Origin of the sequence: Pedobacter sp. Hv1, assembly GCF_001412215.1 — a bacterium.
Lineage (GTDB): Bacteria > Bacteroidota > Bacteroidia > Sphingobacteriales > Sphingobacteriaceae > Pedobacter.
On record NZ_LLWP01000008.1, the window covers coordinates 20574 to 38846 of the forward strand.

At 36.7% G+C, this 18273-nt stretch carries 19 protein-coding genes; 5 read left to right on the forward strand and 14 right to left on the reverse strand.

What is annotated here, in order from left to right; all coding sequences use genetic code 11:
- The first annotated feature begins 54 nt into the window (after window positions 1-54).
- Window positions 55-1290 (forward strand): 3-deoxy-D-manno-octulosonic acid transferase, encoded by a 1236-nt coding sequence (locus AQF98_RS14350; protein WP_055132658.1) that lies wholly within the window; start codon window positions 55-57, stop codon window positions 1288-1290.
- On the opposite strand, the gene hemH is transcribed toward AQF98_RS14350, so the two are convergent.
- The 6 genes from hemH to AQF98_RS14380 form a co-directional block, all read right to left on the reverse strand.
- The gene (gene hemH, locus AQF98_RS14355; RefSeq protein ID WP_055132659.1) at window positions 1287-2300 is read right to left on the reverse strand and encodes a ferrochelatase; all 1014 of its coding nucleotides are present in this window, start codon (window positions 2298-2300) and stop codon (window positions 1287-1289) included. The two genes, AQF98_RS14350 and hemH, sit on opposite strands and share 4 nt — an antisense overlap.
- Before the next feature lie 155 nt (window positions 2301-2455).
- A complete protein-coding gene (locus AQF98_RS14360) occupies window positions 2456-3304 on the reverse strand; it encodes a 4-hydroxy-3-methylbut-2-enyl diphosphate reductase (RefSeq protein WP_055132660.1) in 849 nt (282 codons plus the stop codon).
- Between the two features lie 58 nt (window positions 3305-3362).
- The gene (locus AQF98_RS14365) at window positions 3363-3986 is read right to left on the reverse strand and encodes a 1-acyl-sn-glycerol-3-phosphate acyltransferase (protein ID WP_055132661.1); all 624 of its coding nucleotides are present in this window, start codon (window positions 3984-3986) and stop codon (window positions 3363-3365) included.
- A gap of 463 nt (window positions 3987-4449) precedes the next feature.
- Window positions 4450-4662, reverse strand: a complete 213-nt coding sequence (locus AQF98_RS14370) for a hypothetical protein (RefSeq protein ID WP_152969725.1) — start codon at window positions 4660-4662, stop codon at window positions 4450-4452.
- Between the two features lie 83 nt (window positions 4663-4745).
- Window positions 4746-4958: a hypothetical protein gene (locus tag AQF98_RS22050; protein WP_152969726.1), complete on the reverse strand. Its 213-nt coding sequence runs from the start codon at window positions 4956-4958 to the stop codon at window positions 4746-4748.
- A 63-nt stretch (window positions 4959-5021) separates the two neighbouring features.
- The gene (locus tag AQF98_RS14380; RefSeq protein ID WP_055132664.1) at window positions 5022-5531 is read right to left on the reverse strand and encodes a phosphoribosyltransferase family protein; all 510 of its coding nucleotides are present in this window, start codon (window positions 5529-5531) and stop codon (window positions 5022-5024) included.
- Between the two features lie 137 nt (window positions 5532-5668).
- On the opposite strand from AQF98_RS14380, the gene AQF98_RS14385 reads away from it, so the two are divergent.
- The gene (locus AQF98_RS14385; protein WP_152969727.1) at window positions 5669-6385 is read left to right on the forward strand and encodes a head GIN domain-containing protein; all 717 of its coding nucleotides are present in this window, start codon (window positions 5669-5671) and stop codon (window positions 6383-6385) included.
- Between the two features lie 84 nt (window positions 6386-6469).
- On the opposite strand, the gene AQF98_RS14390 is transcribed toward AQF98_RS14385, so the two are convergent.
- From AQF98_RS14390 to AQF98_RS14400, 3 genes are all read right to left on the reverse strand, one after another.
- The gene (locus tag AQF98_RS14390) at window positions 6470-7921 is read right to left on the reverse strand and encodes a M28 family peptidase (protein ID WP_055132665.1); all 1452 of its coding nucleotides are present in this window, start codon (window positions 7919-7921) and stop codon (window positions 6470-6472) included.
- Window positions 7922-8033: 112 nt separating this feature from the next.
- The gene (locus tag AQF98_RS14395) at window positions 8034-9089 is read right to left on the reverse strand and encodes a TerC/Alx family metal homeostasis membrane protein (RefSeq protein WP_055132666.1); all 1056 of its coding nucleotides are present in this window, start codon (window positions 9087-9089) and stop codon (window positions 8034-8036) included.
- Window positions 9089-10060: a polyprenyl synthetase family protein gene (locus tag AQF98_RS14400; protein ID WP_055132667.1), complete on the reverse strand. Its 972-nt coding sequence runs from the start codon at window positions 10058-10060 to the stop codon at window positions 9089-9091. The genes AQF98_RS14395 and AQF98_RS14400 overlap by 1 nt, the downstream gene beginning before the upstream one ends.
- 69 nt (window positions 10061-10129) lie before the next feature.
- Here AQF98_RS14400 and AQF98_RS14405 point away from each other — a divergent pair, with 69 nt between their 5' ends.
- Both AQF98_RS14405 and AQF98_RS14410 read left to right on the forward strand, forming a co-directional pair.
- Window positions 10130-11119, forward strand: coding sequence for a carboxylesterase (locus AQF98_RS14405; RefSeq protein WP_055132668.1), 990 nt, complete (start codon window positions 10130-10132; stop codon window positions 11117-11119).
- A 4-nt stretch (window positions 11120-11123) separates the two neighbouring features.
- Entirely contained in the window at window positions 11124-11597 is a 474-nt protein-coding gene (locus AQF98_RS14410) for a DUF1905 domain-containing protein (RefSeq protein ID WP_055132669.1), read from the forward strand.
- A 13-nt stretch (window positions 11598-11610) separates the two neighbouring features.
- Here the strand turns inward: AQF98_RS14410 and AQF98_RS14415 are convergent, their stop codons facing one another.
- Both AQF98_RS14415 and AQF98_RS14420 read right to left on the reverse strand, forming a co-directional pair.
- Window positions 11611-12294: a LytTR family DNA-binding domain-containing protein gene (locus AQF98_RS14415; RefSeq protein ID WP_055132670.1), complete on the reverse strand. Its 684-nt coding sequence runs from the start codon at window positions 12292-12294 to the stop codon at window positions 11611-11613.
- Window positions 12291-13367: a sensor histidine kinase gene (locus tag AQF98_RS14420; protein ID WP_055132671.1), complete on the reverse strand. Its 1077-nt coding sequence runs from the start codon at window positions 13365-13367 to the stop codon at window positions 12291-12293. Before AQF98_RS14420 ends, AQF98_RS14415 begins: the two co-directional genes overlap by 4 nt.
- Before the next feature lie 183 nt (window positions 13368-13550).
- On the opposite strand from AQF98_RS14420, the gene AQF98_RS14425 reads away from it, so the two are divergent.
- Window positions 13551-14717, forward strand: a complete 1167-nt coding sequence (locus AQF98_RS14425) for a TlpA disulfide reductase family protein (protein ID WP_055132672.1) — start codon at window positions 13551-13553, stop codon at window positions 14715-14717.
- Between the two features lie 66 nt (window positions 14718-14783).
- Here AQF98_RS14425 and AQF98_RS14430 read toward each other — a convergent pair whose 3' ends face one another.
- The 3 genes from AQF98_RS14430 to AQF98_RS14440 all read right to left on the reverse strand — a co-directional run bounded on the left by AQF98_RS14430 (window position 14784) and on the right by AQF98_RS14440 (window position 18177).
- Window positions 14784-16199 (reverse strand): rhodanese-like domain-containing protein, encoded by a 1416-nt coding sequence (locus tag AQF98_RS14430; RefSeq protein ID WP_055132673.1) that lies wholly within the window; start codon window positions 16197-16199, stop codon window positions 14784-14786.
- 180 nt (window positions 16200-16379) lie between these two features.
- The gene (locus tag AQF98_RS14435; RefSeq protein WP_055132986.1) at window positions 16380-17396 is read right to left on the reverse strand and encodes an asparaginase; all 1017 of its coding nucleotides are present in this window, start codon (window positions 17394-17396) and stop codon (window positions 16380-16382) included.
- Between the two features lie 13 nt (window positions 17397-17409).
- Window positions 17410-18177 (reverse strand): TatD family hydrolase, encoded by a 768-nt coding sequence (locus tag AQF98_RS14440; RefSeq protein ID WP_200911893.1) that lies wholly within the window; start codon window positions 18175-18177, stop codon window positions 17410-17412.
- Window positions 18178-18273: the final 96 nt, after the last annotated feature.

Genomic DNA, 18273 nt, shown 5'->3' on the forward strand with positions numbered 1-18273 from the left:
GAGGATTTAAATTTATTCATTTATCTTCGACGAAGATAATAAATTAGACGCAAAATGCTTTGGATTTATAACATTGGGATCGCAATGTATGGCTTACTTTTAAGGTTCGCTTCACTTTTTAATGCTAAGGCAAAGCTTTTTGTTGAAGGAAGACAACATATTTTTGAAAAAATTGCTCAAAAATTGAATCCTGATGACCAACCAGTATGGTTTCATTTTGCTTCTTTGGGCGAATTTGAGCAGGGACGTCCTGTTTTAGAAAAACTAAAAGCTGCTGATCCGCAACAAAAAATTGTGGTTACTTTTTTTTCTCCATCTGGTTACGAAATTAGAAAGAACTATGCATTGGCAGATGTTTTCTATTTGCCTTTAGATACAGCGGCTAATGCAAAAAAATTCATCGACATTGTCAATCCAAAGCTGACCATATTTACAAAATACGAATTCTGGTTCCATTATTTTAAAGCACTACATACTAGGGCAATCCCACTTTATTTAATTTCGGGCATTTTCAGACCCCATCAAGCTTTTTTTAAAGGATATGGAGGCTTTTACAGAGGGATCTTAAAATTTGTCACTCATTTTTTTGTTCAAAATGAAGAAAGTTTGGCACTTTTAAAAGACATTGGGATCAATCAGGTAAGTTTAAGTGGCGATACCCGTTTTGATCGGGTTTATGAAAATGCAAAACATCCAAAAAAACTACCTGAAATTGAAGCTTTTTGCGAAGGTTCTCCAATTTTTATCGCTGGCAGCACCTGGCCAGAAGACGAAAAACTGTTGGTTGCCCTAACCGCAAAATATCCAGATTGGAAATTCATCATCGCTCCACACGAAATCGGCCCATCACATATTCAAGAAATTGAAAGTTTGTTTCCACAAGCGATCAAGTTTTCAGTTTTCAGCTCACAGTTTGCAGCAGATCAAGCTCAAAGCCAAAAGCTCAAAGCCCAAAGCTTAATTATAGACAATATCGGCATGCTTTCTTCACTCTATCAGTATGCAAAAGTAGCTTATATTGGAGGTGGGTTTGGTGCAGGTATTCACAATACTCTAGAAGCTGCTGCTTTTGGCTTACCTGTTATTTTTGGACCCAAATATGATAAGTTTCAAGAGGCAAAAGACCTCATCAGCATTGGCGCGGCTAAAAGTATTAATACCTCAGGTGAATTGTTAGAAGCTACTGCACATTTCATAGCCAATGAAAAAGCAGCTACCGCTGCTCAAAATTATGTAAACGAGAAAAAGGGCGCTACCGAAATGATCATCAACACCTTACATCAACATTAAGAAATTGCCATTTCTTCTAACGCTTCAATAAACTTTGGATGATCGTTTAAGCTTTCTACCAATTGTACGTGCTCTCCGCCCAAGGCTCTAAATTCTTCGTGGTATTCTACCGTAATTTCGTAGATGGTTTCTAAACAATCAGCAACAAATGCCGGACTAAAAACCAATAACCTTTTCTTTCCTTCGGCAGCCAATCTCTTTAATACATCTGTGGTATAAGGTTGTACCCATGGCTCTTTGCCTAAGCGTGATTGGAAACAAACGGTATATTTTTCTCTTGGCAAACCTAGTTCTTTGGCCAATAACCTGGCCGTATCATGCCCTTGGGCAGAATAACAGAACTTGTTGGTGTCATTAAGCTTTTGGCAACAATCGGCAGTTTTTAAGCAGTACCCACTAGTATGGTCGCATTTGAGCAATTGTCTTTCTGGCAAACCATGAAAACTAAACAACACATGATCATAAGTTTCTGGTTGATGTTTTCTTGCATTTTCTGCAAAAATCTCAATCATCTGTTTGTTATCATGAAACGAGTTGATAAACGAGATAGGTGGAATGGTTTGCCATTTACCCACCAACTCCATTACCAATTGCATAACCGAACCTGTACTGGCCGATGCATATTGCGGAAACAATGGAATAACTTTGATACTTTCTACCAAACCCGCTTTAAGTTTAGCTAAAGCTTGCTCAATAGAAGGGCTTTGGTAACGCATGGCCAACTCAACCTGATAATCGCTTCCTAGTTTTTCTTGCAACAACTTAGCCTGGATCTCACTATAATATAACAAGGGAGAGCCATTTTCATTCCATATTTCTTTATACAGCTTTGAAGTTTTAGGACTGCGAAAAGGAACAATAATTCCTTTAACCAATAAAGTACGGTTCAACTTAGGGATATCAATTACTCTTTCATCCATTAAAAATTGGTCGAGATATTTTCTTACATCTGCAACTTCTGGACTATCTGGTGTACCTAAATTAACTAATAAAACTCCTTTTTTTCCCATAATTATATGTTGAAGTGCAAACTACTCAGTTCTACTTCAGATTGATGCTCAATTTTTGAATGGCAAATATACGTTAACCATAAATTTCTTAAAAGGATAGCCCTAAAGTCTACCTGTTTTAATGGAATAATTACTTTTTAATGATTGAGAGTGGCTTAATAGGATTCAAGTTCTGCTTTTACTTTTTCCATTAACCACATTGGTGTAGATGTTGCCCCACAGATGCCTACTTTATCATTTTGGTTAAACCAACTTTGATCAAGTTCTTCTACATTAGAGATAAAGTAAGAATTGGTGTTGTACTTTTTACAAACATCGTATAATACCTTTCCATTAGACGATTTTTTGCCAGACACAAAAACAATCTGATCATAATCTGCTACAAAATTTTCTAATTCTTCATAACGGTTAGATACTTGCCTGCAAATGGTATCATTAGCCTTTACATCATAACCCCTACTCAACAACTCGCTCTTGATCTGATAAAACTTATCTGTGCTTTTTGTAGTTTGACTGTACAGGGTGAATTTACTTGGCAACTCCATTTGGTCTAGCTCTGCCAAATCTTGAAAAACAACAGCCTTGCCATCAGTTTGTCCTTGTAAGCCAATTACCTCTGCATGGCCATGTTTCCCGAAAATGAAGATCTTCTCCTCATCATCATGCGAGTTCTTGATCCTGTTCTGCAATTTTAAAACTACCGGACAAGAGGCGTCAATTAAAGTCAAATTGTTATTTAAAGCCAATTCGTAGGTAGATGGTGCTTCACCATGTGCCCTAATCAGCACTTTTTCATTAGAAAGTTCTTGCAGTTTTTCATGATCAATAATTCGAAGTCCTTTGGCTTTTAAACGCTCTACTTCTTCATCATTATGTACAATATCTCCTAAACAATATAGATATTCTTCATGATCTAAGATATCCTCAGCCATGTCTATGGCATATACTACACCAAAGCAAAAGCCCGAAGATTTATCTATTGTTACGTTTAAATTGTATCCCATTTTAAATTGCTCCAATTATTATACAAAAATACGCAAAAAGAGTTTCAGAATTTAACGCTTACGATGCTTTTTGCGTTTGTTTTAAAATCGCTTTGTCATAATGTTTGTTGTATTCACTTTTAAGGAGTTGCAAACTCACATATTCTTCTGCCTTCCATGCAGCTAGGTAAGCCTTGGCTTTTGGCTTACGGTAATTAAAATAATCGACCAACACCACCGAGAATATGGTTTGGAATTTCTTTTTAGAAGCATTAACCACCTGCATTACCCCTTTCTCGAAAGCAATATCATCTACGTGGGCCGACTTGATTTTCCCTTGTGGAAAAATGAGCACGAGATTTTTAGGATCATCGAGTAAAGTACCTGCATAAATTAAGGTTTCTAATACATCTTTCCCTTTTTTCTGTGGGGCAAAACCACCAAAATATTTCAGATAACCCAATTGTTCATAATCATCGGTAGTAACCAATGCATGAAACTGTTTTTTAAATACCTTTTTATTAAGTTGAAAAAGCATAAAACCATCCCACCAACTGAAACGGTTGGCCAAAAGCAGTACGGCCTCATCTTCTTTAATGTTTAGCTCGTTATGGGTAAAAGCGGAGAAATCCCGCTTCAGGATATAGCCAATATACCATGAATAACATTTAAAGATCAGACCATTCTTTTGGGGGAGATACATTTAGGAAAATTGCAAAAAAATAGGCTCATTTGCAAATGGCATTTTTTAGCTAAACCAGATTGGAAGCGTTAACAATGTTTTCCAAAAACTCAATAAGTAGAATTTCTTTACATCGGGCAAAGGTTTAGGAAAGCAGGTTTCTGTGTGCTTTTTAAAGTTAGCCTGGCTTTACATTCCAATCTTTTTGTACTTCACAACAAACAGGATTTTCATTTCAATCCCGTTTATAGAACACAGGCCTATCCTACTATTTAAGGCTTCTTTTGCCAAGAACTACTGGCTTTGTAATATAAACCTGATTGAAGTGGATGCCGATTTTTCTTCGGCAGCAGCGGAAAGTGGGACTGAATAGACCGAAGAACCACTAACCATGTTTTCCAAAAACTCAAAAAGTAGGATTTATTGTATTACGTAAAGGTTTAGGAAAGCAGGTTGCTAGTCTCTTTTTAAAGTGACTCGGGCTTTACATTCCAATCTTTTTCTGCTGCGCAACAAAAAGGATTTTCATTTCAATCCCGTTTAACCAACGCAGGTCTATACAACTATTTAAGGCTGTTTTTGCCAAGAGCAACTGGCTTTGTAATATAAACCTGATTGAAGTGGATGCCGATTTTTCTTCGGCAGAAACGAAAAGCAGGACTGAAAAGGCCGAAGAACCACTAACCATGTTTTCCAAAAACTCAATAAGTAGAATTTCCGTGCGTTGGGCAAGGATTTAGGAAAGCAGGTTGCTATGCTCTTTTTACCGTCAGCCGGGCTTTACATTCCAATCTTTTTCTGCTTCGCAACAAAAAGGATTTTCATTTCAATCCCGTTTAGCCAACGCAGGTCTATGCAACTATTTAAGGCTGTTTTTGCCAAGAACCACTGGCTTTGTAATATAAACCTGATTGAAGTGAATGCCAATTTTTCTTCGACAGGAACGAAAAGCAGGACTGTACTAGCCGAAGAACCACTAGCAATGTTTTCCAAAAACTCAATAAGTAAAACTTTTATGTTTGCTAAGGATATACTGCTTTTTGTTTTTTAAGGAACCTAGCTTAAATAAACCCGATCTTCTTCCCCATCTACATCCATTACCACATCTACGTGTTCTTTCAAAATGGTAGAGAGTTCTAAACCTACAAAATCTGTAGCAATAGGGAAAATTTTATGGCTTCGGTCTACCAGCACAACGGTTCTGATTTTTTTATGTGGTGTATTGAGGAAAACACCCAAGCCATAGGCCAAAGTTTTACCACTGTTCAGCACATCATCTACCAATATAATCACCTTATTTTTCCACTCGCTTTCTTGCAGATCTGTTTTGGCCACCAGCTTACTGTTTTGCTTTTCGAGATCTACTCGAAGCAGCGTTACCTTAAAACTGGCAATTTCTTTTAAAACTGCGCTTAAACGCAAAGCTAGTTTATAACCCCTATCCCAGATTCCTGCCAAAACAATTTCCTTTTCGTCTAAATTATCTTCCAAAATCTGGTAGGCAATCCTGTTGATCTTTTGAGCAATCTGCTGTTTATTTAAAATCAGTACTTGAGTTTCGGGCATGGTAAACAAATTAATTCTGCTCTACAAAAGAACGACTTTAAGCCTCAAAAACAAACACAAAAAAATATTTTACTTTTCTTGCAACATTTACGTCCTTACCTGCGTCTTATGAATATTAACTTAAATGAAACCGACTTATGAGAATCAACCAAACCATTAAAGCAAGCATCTTCTCCCTCTTCATTATTGGGCTAAGCATTACTAATGTAAATGCACAAAATAGCAAAAATGTGGGTGTAAAAAATTTCAATAGCATTGCGGTAAGAAGTGGTATTGATTTGTATTTAACACAAGGTACAAGTGAAACGCTAACCATTAAAGGTGACGCAGACTTGATTAAAGATGTAATTGTTGAGCAAAATGGTGCTGATGTGACCATTAGATATAAAGAAGGTGTAAACTGGGGAAGGTTATTTAAAAACCAAAGCATTAAAGTTTATGTAAACTACAAAAACCTGAAAGGATTAACCGCAAGCGGTGGTTCTGATGTTTATACTGAGAACACTTTAAAAACCGACCTGCTTAATGTAAGGGCCAGTGGTGGTTCTGATGTTAAATTGACCTTGGCCTGTAAAGACCTGAACTTAGAAATAAGTGGCGGTAGTGATGCCAATTTATCGGGAAGTGGCGAAAATATGACCTTAACCGCTAGTGGAGGCAGTGATGTTGATGCTTATGGTTATACCGTAAATTATGCTAAAGTAAACGTAAGTGGCGGTTCTGATGCCAATATTTTTGTAAACAAAGGACTAGAAGCTGGTGCCAGTGGCGGCAGTGATGTTAGTTATAAAGGCAATGCGTCGTTAAAGAAAACCACTTCTTCAAAAAGTGGCGACATAAGACGCGTTAATTAGTAAATTTTAGTTTAGTTTTTAGTTAAAACGCCTGTATTGTGGATGCAATACAGGCTTTTACATTTCTAAACGTTTAGTTATTTACTAATCTTTCCATCTCCATTCTCCAGCAATTTTCAAAGGCTCTTTTAATCTTTGCGCCAATAAAAAGCGCTCTAATTCTTCTTCATTCTGTTTTTTAACAGGAATTTTTGGTGTATTTGCCAACGCATAAGTTAAAATGGCGCCATAACGGACAGTGTTTTTTAAACCTTGCTCATCTACCAATTTAAACACATCGCCATCTGAATGGTAATATGGGCCTGAGTTATTTGGCAACCTACCACCTGCACCACCACCAGTTGGAATACCTTCTAGCATAAATGGCTGATGATCGCTATGTAAACCTGCCCCGGCCAAAAACATGTTTTTAAAGTTGGTATCAATTTTAACCACGTCTGCTCCCCAGCCTTTAAAAAGAGGCTCTAACTCTTCTCTAGTAGTAGAAAATCCTTTCGGATCGTTTGTCATATCGTAGTTAAGCATAAAGCTAACCTGATCTAAAGTTTTGTTCTGTTTGGCTTGTTGCACATAAGCTTTAGAGCCCAAAAGCCCTTGCTCTTCGCCCATAAAAAGCACAAACTCTACTGTTCTCTTTGTTTTAAGGTTAAGTTTTTTGAAAGTTCTGGCCATATCAATTACCGAAAAAGAGCCAATACCATTATCAATGGCGCCAGTTGCTAAATCCCAACTATCTAAGTGGCCACCTACTACTATTTTTTCTTTCGGGAATTCGGTTCCTTTAAATGTTGCAATTACATTGCGTGCTTTGATCAATCCAGAAAAATTGGTCATCTCAATGGAAGCAATCTGATCACCTGCTTTCAATTTTTCTTTTAATGCCATTCCACTTTCTAAACCAATACATACTGCCGGAATAGGAATCAATTTACCAGTAACTGAAGCTGTACCTGTTAATAACACTCCATTTTTTACCGTATTGATAATAATTACCCCAATAGCCCCATTTTTTGTTGCTATCGCTGTTTTTTCCGAACGGTGTAAGGAAGGTGTTCCTTTTGGCGAACCTGGCAAAACACCTAAATAGATCAATGCAATTTTGCCTTTCACTTTATCGCCTAATGCTTGATAATCGGCTTCTAAACCATTGCCTACATCAATAATAGCTGCAGTTACATTAGCGGCTACCGGAGAGTGGGCTAAAGTAACAGCCCTTACTGGTGCCAATTCTGTTGCAGAAGCACCTACTTTTACTGCTATTGTTTTTCTGTTCCAACTTTCTACCTCAAATGGTTGAAATTTAACATCGCAACCATACGATTTTAGTAAATTATAGGCATATTCTTCGGCTTTAGCTCCATTTGCTGAACCCGTTAAGCGATGTCCAATAGTGGCAGATGCATCTTTTAGGTTAGCATAAGCATTGGATTGTGATTGTACCTCGTCGCTTATTTTTTTAAATACAGGACCAAAGCTATCTTGTGCATTTACAGATAAGCTTAAGCTGGCAAAGGCCAGGATAAAGAGTTTTTTCATCAGAATATTCAGATTAATTTTCGATGAAATTAATATTTTTTACGATGAACTCTCTTAACTCTTTGAATTTTTACAATTAAAGCCCACTAATGATAAGCCTGCAATCTACAGCTTAATGAGCCTGGGTCGTCTTCTTTTTTGGGAAAACCAATGAAGCTACAATGCTGCTTGTAAGAATAAATAGGATAATCAATAAAGAATGTTCTGTGGTAAAACCCCACGATTTCAGGTAATCATGCGCCAACATTTTCACACCTATAAAGGTCAACAAAAATGCCAATCCTGTTTTTAAATAGTGGAATTTATGGATAATGTTAACCAATAAAAAGAACATCGATCTGAGCCCCATAATGGCGAATATGTTAGAGAAAAAAACAATATAGGCATCTTTGGTTACCACAAAAATCGCTGGAATTGAATCTACTGCAAAAATGAGATCTGTAAACTCTACAATTAACAAGACCAAAAACAAAGGTGTAAGCAATGTCTTTCCATCTATTTTTAAGAAAAACTTATTCCCTTCATATTTTGGATGGATTTTAAAGAACCTAGCGGCAAATTTTACCACTTTGTGGTTTGCAGGATCGATGGCATCATCTTCCTCTTTAGAGAAAAACATCCTTACCCCGGTAAAGACTAAGAAAGCCCCAAATACATACAAGATCCAAGCAAACTGATTAATGAGCGCTGCACCTGCAAAAATGAAGATGAAACGCATAATAATTGCACCTAAAATACCCCAGAACAATACCCTGTGGTAATACTTTTCTGGTACGGCAAAGGCCGAAAAAATAAGTACAATTACAAAGATATTATCAACAGAAAGTGCATATTCTATCACGTAACCTGTTAAAAACTCTATCCCTAGGTTTTGTTTATAGATTCGAAGGCTCTCTTCAAAATGCCCCGGAATTAAGGTAATTGGATGTTTATGTGCTTTAACAATCTGTTCGAGCTTGGCATAGTTTTCTATGCCATGCAAATATTCGCCCTTTAAGATCAATAACAGGTAAAAGCTCAATGCCAAAATTACCATGATAAAACTCATGATCCCAGCTTGCTTTAAACTGATGGTATGGTCTCGTTTGCTAAAAAGGCCTAAGTCTAGTGCCAAAATAAGCACAATAAAGAGCAAAAAGCCACCAATGAATAATAATTCGTTCGACATTATTTTTTACGTTCTGTAGTATATCTCACCAATTGCTCTAATCCTATTCGTGCATCACTTTCTTCAAACTGATATAAAATATCAAAAGCTTCTTTCTGGTACTCCAACATTTTCTGGTTTGCATAATGCACTCCTTCTTTTTGGTTTACAAAATCGATAATCTCCTGTATTTTTTTAGGATCATCCTGATGGTTTTTAACCAAGTTGATTATTCTTTTTCGCTCTGCTTTTTCTACCCTATTTAAGGCATAAATTAACGGGAGCGTCACTTTCTTTTCTTTAATGTCTATACCCAAAGGTTTGCCCACGTCATCCGTTCCAAAATCAAATGTATCATCTTTGATCTGGAAAGCAATGCCCACCTTTTCTCCAAACAAACGCATTTTTTCGATGGTTTCTTCATCAGCTCCCGCCGATGCTGCTCCACATGCGCAACAAGAAGCAATTAAAGAGGCCGTTTTTTGACGGATCACATCAAAATACAATTCCTCGCTAATATCCATCCTCCTCACCTTCTCAATCTGCAACAGTTCGCCTTCGCTCATTTGCTGCACTGCTTCCGATACAATCTTCAACAAAGCAAACTCGCTATTGTTTACCGAAAGCAACAAACCCTTGGCCAATAAATAATCACCTACCAAAACAGCTATCTTATTTTTCCATAAAGCATTGATCGAGAAGAACCCACGTCGTTCGTAAGCATTGTCAACCACATCATCATGGACCAAAGTAGCGGTATGCAGCAATTCTACCAATGCAGCACCTCTATGTGTAGATTCTATAATTCCGCCACACAATTTGGCCGCAAAAAAAACAAACATCGGGCGCATTTGCTTACCCTTCCTCTTTACAATGTAGTGGGTAATGCGATTAAGTAATGGCGCTTCACTATGCATCGAATCTTTGAATTTTGCTTCAAATGCATCAATTTCTGCAGCTATAGGTTGTTTGATCTGATTTATTCCTGGCATTCAGCTAAAAATGTGTCTGCAAACTTAGTTAAATTCCATTAAAAGCGTATTTTTAATCAAACTATTCATATGAAAATATTTTTAAGCTTCGTATTTATTCTTCTAGCGGCCTTGGCCATCGTTTATTTTGTTGGTCCTAAGCCTGCTCAACCTAAATATAACACCGTACTCCCAACAGTACCAGCATTAACAGACCTCACAACTTATGTTGCGCAGCAAGAGGCTAAACACAAAGTAAAGCCCGGTAATGAAGCAGAAATTGTTTGGGCTGATAGCACCAAAAGTCAGAGTGAGTATGCCATTGTTTACTTGCATGGGTTTTCTGCTTCTAAAGAAGAAGGAAATCCGGCTTATAATTATTTAGCAAAGGCTCTACATGCCAACCTCTATCTTGCTCGCTTGGCAGACCATGGTTTGGATACCATCGCTCCTATGCAATATTTTACTGCAGACCGACTGTGGGAAAGTGCCAAACTGGCTTATGCAATTGGAAAAAAATTGGGCAAGAAGGTAATTTTGGTGGGTACCTCTACTGGCGGAACCTTGGCTTTACAATTGGCGGCTACTTATCCAGAAGTAAATAGTTTAGTACTCATGTCACCAAATATTGCCATTAACGATCCAAATGCTTGGTTATTAAATAACCCTTGGGGCTTACAAATTGCCCGTAAAGTTACCGGTGGCGATGAGCGTAAAGTTGATGGTAAAAAACCGGAGTATCAAAAATTCTGGTATACCAATTATAGATTGGAATCTGTAGTACAACTGGAAGAGTTACTTGAAACCAGTATGAACAAACAGTTATTTGAAAAAGTAAAACAACCTGTATTGTTACTTTACTATTTTAAAAACGAAAAAGAGCAAGATCCTGTGGTAAAAGTAGATGCCATGCTTAAAATGTTTGATGAATTGGGTACACCTGCTGCACAAAAACAAAAGATCGCTATTCCAAATGCAGGGAACCATGTAATTGGATCTTCCATCACTTCTAAAGATGTTGCGGGTGTAGAAAAAGCGATGGATGGTTTTATCAGTACCCGACTCATCGACCTAAAGTAATGTTATGACCCACCATTTCAAGGCAAAAATCTATAAAATTGGGATCAATTGGGCGGTTGATGTACCCGCTTCAATTGTGCAGGAGATGATACCAGAAAAAGGCTACATCAGGATAAAGGGACAAATTAATGGTTTTGAGTTTATACAGACCTTGGTGCCTGTAAAAAATGCACCTTATCGACTGTTTGTGAACCTGATTATGATGAAGGGTGGAAAAACCGCCCTTGGTGAAACCGCAGCATTTACCATTGCTCAAAACCATACCATAGTAGAACAAATCTACCCAATGCCAGCAATTTTGGACCAAGAATTGACCAAACACCAGCTCCACGATCAATTTAACCTGCTCAGCGCCTCTAGAAGAAAAGATGTGTTTAAATATCTCAGCTATTTAAAAACTGAAGAAACGATTAAGAAAAATATTGATAAATTAATGGTTCAATTGCACAATAAGGACAAAAATGCTCGAATACCTTAAACTGAACGCAGAATTATAATTTCGCCTTTTTCCGTAGTAAAATTTCTTTATAGTGCTCTCCTATCGGGATTTCTACCTCGTTAATTTGAATTTGATTTTTGCCAATGCTATTGATATGAGATTGATTGACCAAATAAGAGCGATGTACCCTCATAAACTGATGTTCTGGCAAAAGCTCATTTAAATATTTCATGGTCATGTGTACAATTAAATTCCCAGAAGATGTATACAACATGAGGTAGTCTTTAATAGATTGTGCATAAAGGATATTAACATGCTCCACCTTAACGAGTTTGCCCGAAACCTTAAAATAGGTGTAATCCTTTTCTTCGTTTACAGCTACGGGTTGTAATTTAAAAAACTTGTCGAGGCTTTTATTGAAACGCTCCAATGTAATGGGTTTAAGCAGGTAATCAACAGCTTCTAAGTCATAACTAGCTGCTGCATACTCAGAAAAAGCCGTTGTAAAGATAACCGCAGGTGGATTTTTTAATGATTTGATAAAATCAATCCCATTCAAACCCGGCATCTTGATATCTAAAAACAGCAAGTCGATTTCTATATGATGCAAAACCTCAAAAGCCTCAAAGGCGGTATTGCATTTCTTGATCAGACACAATTGCTCATTGCCATTTACATAACTTTCAATTATATCTAGGGCTAAAGGTTCATCATCAACAATCAGGCAGTTTTTCATTTCATCGTTAAAGTTAAGCTTACCTGATAAACTTTCCCATCATTTTGGGTTGTTAATTGATATTGATCAGGATACAGAATCTCTAATCGCTTAGCTACATTTACTAATCCTATGCCTCCTGTTTTAGGTTCTTGTTGCATGGCAATGCTGTTGCTCACCTCCATAATAAATTCTTCCTCGTTTTTACAGATCACAATCGTTACAAACCCCGTGCTTATCTCTTCCGCTATTCCATGTTTAAAGGCATTCTCTACAAAAGGCAGTAACAACAACGGACTAATTGTACTATGGCTATCAATACCCTGTATGTCTAAATTGATTGTTATTGCAGAACGATACCTTATGTTTTCAACCTCCACATAGTTACGGATAAATGCAATCTCATCTTTTAACAAGACCATTTTTTGATCTGATTGATATAAAATGTAACGCATCATTTCTGACAATTTAGCTACTAAAGGAGCTGTATCTTTTGATTGTTTAAGGGCCAGTGCATAAATATTATTTAAGGTATTGAAAAAGAAATGCGGCTGCAATTGGGCTTTCAGGTAGGTCAGCTCAGCAATTAATTGTTGTTCTTTTAATACTTTCAGCTGTTCATCCTGTTGTAAAGACCGGAGTAAGAAAGCAAAGCCAATAATGGTAAAAAGAATACGATTGAGAGTATAACTGATGATAAAGAACAGTGTTGTTCTATTATAGTCTTTCAATGCCCTCGCCTTGAGTTCATCAGAAATAAACGACATCTTGGGAATAGACCAGTTCATTACATATTTATCGTACAGATGACTTAAAATAATGAAACAGGCTATACTGATTACAATTGGGATCACTTTTTTTTTAAAGACATACCCCTTTAAAAACACCCAATAATAAACGGAATAAAACAGTAGGTAAAAAGTCCCAACAACTAGTCTGTATTCTAACGCATCAGTAAATTTCCATACATCATGCTGCTCGTAGAAACTATATTCTATGTCGCTTATGATTGACCCGATGTAACAGATAAAGATAAAGAAGAACAATTCTATCTTGAAGTATTTCCAATCGGTTTTGGTCTGCAGCTTGAACATAAGGCCAAGGTAAATAATATTTGTTTAGCTCTTTTTCAATTGGTTTTGATTTTCGACTAAAACCCTTATTTTTTAGACTAAAATTAATTTTGGCCTTTCTGTCGAATTAATCGAATACCCTGTCTAATTCAAAAAAAAGGGATAATCTTAAGGCATAGATTTGGGGAACACAAACTTAAAATCATGAAATACAGCTTAACCTTTTTAATTTTATTATGTACTGCGTTACTGGCATCGGCCGAAAATGTAACCACAGCAGAAAACGTAATCAGCAAAACGAGTGAAACGCTCAACAATCTAAAATCTATCTCCTATAGTAGTTATAGAGAGATCAACAATTTCAAGGACAATTACTTTTCAAAGAATAGTGGCAATAGTTACTATGAATATAATGCTACAACGGAAGGAAAAATGAGCAGGTTCCAGCTTGAAACTGACGACAGTAAGCAGATTTATAATGGAACAGAATATTTCTTTTTAGACAATACCGACAAAACCGTAGAACTGGAAAAACGAACTGCCAAACAAATGGGTAGCATTTCTTTACTCTACAATTCCATTACAACAATCAGAATCGTTTTGCCCTTATTGTTAAAAGACCAAAGTATTCCAAAATCGTTAAAAGACACTTTAATTGAAGGCAAGAGTTATCACCTTGTACAATTTGCATTGCATAAAAAATCGATGGAATTTCCAAGCGGTTTTACCTCTTTTGACTCCGAAGTAACCAAATATTATAAATTGATCATTGATAAGACAACAGCCTTACCCTATATGGTATTTGATGGAAACAGCATCTCTAAAGACCAATATTATACCAAAACAATTTTCACGAATATCAATACTAACCCAACAACGCCGGCTGAAAATACCTGGTATTATTCGAGCTATGCTGGTTACGAACCAAAAAAGAAAGTTACTCAAAAACCAATGATTACGGTTGGTAGCTTTCTCCAAAATTGGTCGTTGCCTAAATACGACCAAAAAAAATCAGATACGCTAAAATCTGCCGACCTGAATGGCAAAATTGTTTTGATGGAATTTTGGATTAAGAACTGTGGTTATTGCATGTTAGCTTTTCCTGAAATCAAAGAATTACAAGAAAAATACGGCAAAAAGATCGAAATTATTAGCATTAATGCCTATGAAAAGAAAGCGGAAATTGATTTTTTTTACAACCGGGAGAAACCAAAGTATCAGATGTTATATAATGGTGAAAAGTTTGCCAATAGTTTAGGTATTTACGCCTATCCTGCCTCCATTATATTGGATAAGAGCGGAAAAGTCATTTATACCTCGAGGGGCTTTGACAAAGAAGGACTAGAACAATTCCTTAAGGGAGCACTGTAATTGATCTACAGCAGAAAGGGTTCGTTAAACACGAACCCTTTCTATTTTTCCAATATGAATATGCTGTTATACTTTCATTGCTTTGCTTGGGCAAGCAAAATCTGTACGTTTTAAATTTGTTGTCTTAATTGCAGCATAACCTCCTGCAATATCAATTACATTGTTGATGCCACGTGCTTTTAAAATAGAAGCAGCAATCATAGAACGATAACCACCGGCACAATGGATATAATAGCTCTCGTTTGGATTAACTTCTGTAGTCCACTCGTTAATGTAATCTAGAGGACGCGTTAAAGTGGCCTCTAAATGTTCCGATTCATATTCACCTGGTTTACGTACATCAAGCGCATTGACGTGATTGTTGGTATTTAATATCGTTTCAAATGTTTCGGCAGAAATAGACTCAATCTGGTCAATATCTTTACCAGAATCTTCCCAGGCAGCCATTCCACCTTCCAAATAGCCAATAGTATTGTCGTATCCAACCCTCGCTAAACGGGTAATGGTTTCTTGTGCTTTTCCATCCTCAGTTACCAGCAGAATTTCTTGCTTTAAATCTGGCACCAAAGCACCAACCCATGGTGCAAACTGACCATTTAATCCAATATTTATTGAATTTGGAATAAATGCCTTTGCAAAAACCTGTGGGTCTCTAGTATCTAAAATTAAGGCGTTGGTTTGGTTGGCCTTGTCTTCAAATGCTTGAGGATCTAGCGCCACTAAACCTTTTTCATAAACATCATCAATGCTTTCATAGCCACCTTTGTTCATGGCTGCATTTTTAGCAAAATATTGTGGTGGAGGTAAAATACCATCCGTTACTTCTTTAATAAATTGTTCCTTTGAACTCGCTTTTAGTGCATAATTTACCTCTTTTTGGTGACCTAAAGTATCGAAGGTTTCTTTGCTCATATTTTTACCACAAGCAGAGCCTGCACCATGTGCTGGATATACAATTACATCATCAGCTAAGGTTAAAATCTTGTTGTGCAACGAATCATAAAGCGTAGCTGCCATATCCTCCATCGTTAGCTCACCTTGTTGTGCTAAATCTGGTCTACCCACATCACCAATAAATAAAGTATCGCCAGAAAAAATACAATAATCTTTACCGTCTGCGTCTTTAAGCAGATAAGTTGTCGATTCTGGGGTGTGCCCTGGGGTATGTAAGGTAGTTATGGTAATTTCACCTATTTTAAATACCTCATTATCTTTTGCAATATGGGTTTCAAAATTGGTTTTCGCCGTTGGGCCATATACAATAGTGGCTCCAGATTTTTCTGCTAAATCTACGTGACCAGAAACAAAATCTGCATGAAAGTGGGTTTCAAAAATATATTTGATCTTGACGTTGTTCTGCTCTGCTTTTTTTAAATATGGGCTAACTTCGCGTAGCGGATCAATAATAGCTGCTTCACCATTACTTTCAATATAATAAGCCGCTTCGGCTAAACATCCTGTATAGATTTGTTCAATTTTCATTGGAGTATGTTTTTTTCAAAGGTGAAGAGATCTTCTTGATCTTGCATCAATCTACAAAGACTAATACCAAGATTTAACCCTTATACACAAAAGTAAGGGTTAATATTTAGAAGCAGAATGATTTTGATCATAATTGCAGAAGTTTTACTTAAGCGAATTAATTCCCAGAAGCAAATCCTTTTAAACAGTTAATTCACCTGCAATAGCAACTTCTAACAGTTGTTTAATTTCAGTTGTATTTAAACCCTGTCCTAAAAGGTACATCAATTTGGTAACCGCAGCCTCGAAAGTCAGATCATAACCACTTACTATCCCCATTTGCTGCAATTCTCTACTCGTTTCGTATAAGCCCAATTGTACTGCGCCACCTTTACATTGTGAGATATCTATAATTACCTTATCATTTGCAACTGCTTTTTGCAAACAAGCGATAAACCAGGGAGCAGTTGTGGTGTTTCCAGAACCAAAAGCCTCTAAAACAATCGCATCTACATCAGATTCTGTAATAGCCTTTACTGCATTTTCGGTTATGCCGGGATACATTTTTAGCACACCAATGTTCGAATTAAATGTGGTATGGATTTCAAATGGTTTTTCAGGTATTGGGAGAATATAATTAGGATAAAAAGTTAAATTCACTCCAGCTTCTGCTAAGATTGGGTAATTTGGTGAAGCAAAAGCTTCAAACTTCTCAGAATTATATTTAATAGAACGATTACCTCTAAACAACTGATAATCAAAATACACACAAACCTCTGGCACCATTGCCCTTCCATTCTTTTTGGTTGCTGCAATTTCCAATGCGGTAATTAAATTTTCCTTGGCATCAGTCCTAATTTCGCCTATTGGCAGTTGAGAACCCGTTAAAACTACTGGTTTAGCCAAATTTTGCAACATAAAACTTAAGGCTGCAGCCGTAAATGACATCGTATCTGAACCGTGTAGAATGACAAAGCCATCAAAATGTTCGTATTCTTGTTTGATCAGCTCAGCCAATGCTTTCCAGATTTCTGGATCCATGTTCGATGAATCTAAAATAGGATCGAAAGAATGAACAGATAATTGATAATCTAACCTAGCCAATTCTGGAACATTTTCTTTGATCTGTTCAAAGTCAAAAGGAATAAGTGTACCTGTTTTGGCATCATTTACCATTCCAATGGTTCCGCCAGTATAGATGATTAAAATTTTGGTCATGTTATATTTTAAATTAGAGGCTGAAGATTTTATTGGCATTTGCAGTAGTAATTTCAGCAACTTCTGCCAAACTGATCTGGTAAATATCTGCAACTTTTTGAGCAATATGTATCAAGTAACTACTTTCATTTGGCTTACCACGATAAGGAACCGGAGCCAGGTAAGGAGAATCTGTTTCCAAAACGATATGTTGAATAGGTACATCAGCTAAAACTAAATCCAACCCCGCCTTTTTATAAGTGACTACCCCACCAATGCCTAAATAAAACCCTAGATTGATGGCACGTTGAGCCTGTACTAAATTGCCAGTAAAACAATGAAAAATTCCTTTTAGCTTTTCATCATTCAATTCTTCCAGTATTTCAAAAACCTCATCAAATGCTTCTCTACAATGGATAACAAAAGGCAAATTGAGATTTTTTGCCCAATTGATCTGTTGTTTAAATGCATCTTGTTGTATGCCCAAGGTCGATTTATCCCAATACAGATCAATCCCTATTTCTCCAATGGCATAAATTTTTCGCTGTGCAATGCTCTGATAAATAGTTGAAAGTTGGGTTTCATAATCCTCTTTTACATCACAAGGGTGTAGACCTGCCATTGCGAAGCAATTTTCTGGATAACGGCTCACCAGATCATCAATCATTTTAATAGAAGCCACATCAACATTAGGCAAAAAGAGTCGTTTCACATCAAAGGCCAAACAACGCTCCATTAATTGTGCTTGTTTGGTTAAATCTTGTTCGTAATATAAATGGGTATGGGTATCGGTTAGCAACATATACAAAGGTATTTTATTATTTGCTAATACAGAGAAATGAACCATAAAAAAAGCCCTGCTCATCAACTGAACAGGGCTAATATCTTAAAATGGTTT

Excerpts from the sequence above, each read along its gene's own strand:
- AQF98_RS14400 (WP_055132667.1), bottom strand. The coding sequence starts at position 10,060 with ATGCCAGGAATAAATCAGATCAAACAACCTATAGCTGCAGAAATTGAT.
- AQF98_RS14350 (WP_055132658.1), top strand. The coding sequence starts at position 55 with ATGCTTTGGATTTATAACATTGGGATCGCAATGTATGGCTTACTTTTA.
- AQF98_RS14405 (WP_055132668.1), top strand. The coding sequence starts at position 10,130 with ATGAAAATATTTTTAAGCTTCGTATTTATTCTTCTAGCGGCCTTGGCC.
- AQF98_RS14410 (WP_055132669.1), top strand. The coding sequence starts at position 11,124 with ATGACCCACCATTTCAAGGCAAAAATCTATAAAATTGGGATCAATTGG.
- AQF98_RS14425 (WP_055132672.1), top strand. The coding sequence starts at position 13,551 with ATGAAATACAGCTTAACCTTTTTAATTTTATTATGTACTGCGTTACTG.
- AQF98_RS14365 (WP_055132661.1), bottom strand. The coding sequence starts at position 3,986 with ATGTATCTCCCCCAAAAGAATGGTCTGATCTTTAAATGTTATTCATGG.
- AQF98_RS14430 (WP_055132673.1), bottom strand. The coding sequence starts at position 16,199 with ATGAAAATTGAACAAATCTATACAGGATGTTTAGCCGAAGCGGCTTAT.
- AQF98_RS14440 (WP_200911893.1), bottom strand. The coding sequence starts at position 18,177 with ATGTTGCTAACCGATACCCATACCCATTTATATTACGAACAAGATTTA.
- AQF98_RS14415 (WP_055132670.1), bottom strand. The coding sequence starts at position 12,294 with ATGAAAAACTGCCTGATTGTTGATGATGAACCTTTAGCCCTAGATATA.
- AQF98_RS14385 (WP_152969727.1), top strand. The coding sequence starts at position 5,669 with ATGAGAATCAACCAAACCATTAAAGCAAGCATCTTCTCCCTCTTCATT.
- hemH (WP_055132659.1), bottom strand. The coding sequence starts at position 2,300 with ATGGGAAAAAAAGGAGTTTTATTAGTTAATTTAGGTACACCAGATAGT.
- AQF98_RS14395 (WP_055132666.1), bottom strand. The coding sequence starts at position 9,089 with ATGTCGAACGAATTATTATTCATTGGTGGCTTTTTGCTCTTTATTGTG.
- AQF98_RS14360 (WP_055132660.1), bottom strand. The coding sequence starts at position 3,304 with ATGGGATACAATTTAAACGTAACAATAGATAAATCTTCGGGCTTTTGC.
- AQF98_RS14435 (WP_055132986.1), bottom strand. The coding sequence starts at position 17,396 with ATGACCAAAATTTTAATCATCTATACTGGCGGAACCATTGGAATGGTA.
- AQF98_RS14420 (WP_055132671.1), bottom strand. The coding sequence starts at position 13,367 with ATGTTCAAGCTGCAGACCAAAACCGATTGGAAATACTTCAAGATAGAA.
- AQF98_RS14380 (WP_055132664.1), bottom strand. The coding sequence starts at position 5,531 with ATGCCCGAAACTCAAGTACTGATTTTAAATAAACAGCAGATTGCTCAA.
- AQF98_RS14390 (WP_055132665.1), bottom strand. The coding sequence starts at position 7,921 with ATGAAAAAACTCTTTATCCTGGCCTTTGCCAGCTTAAGCTTATCTGTA.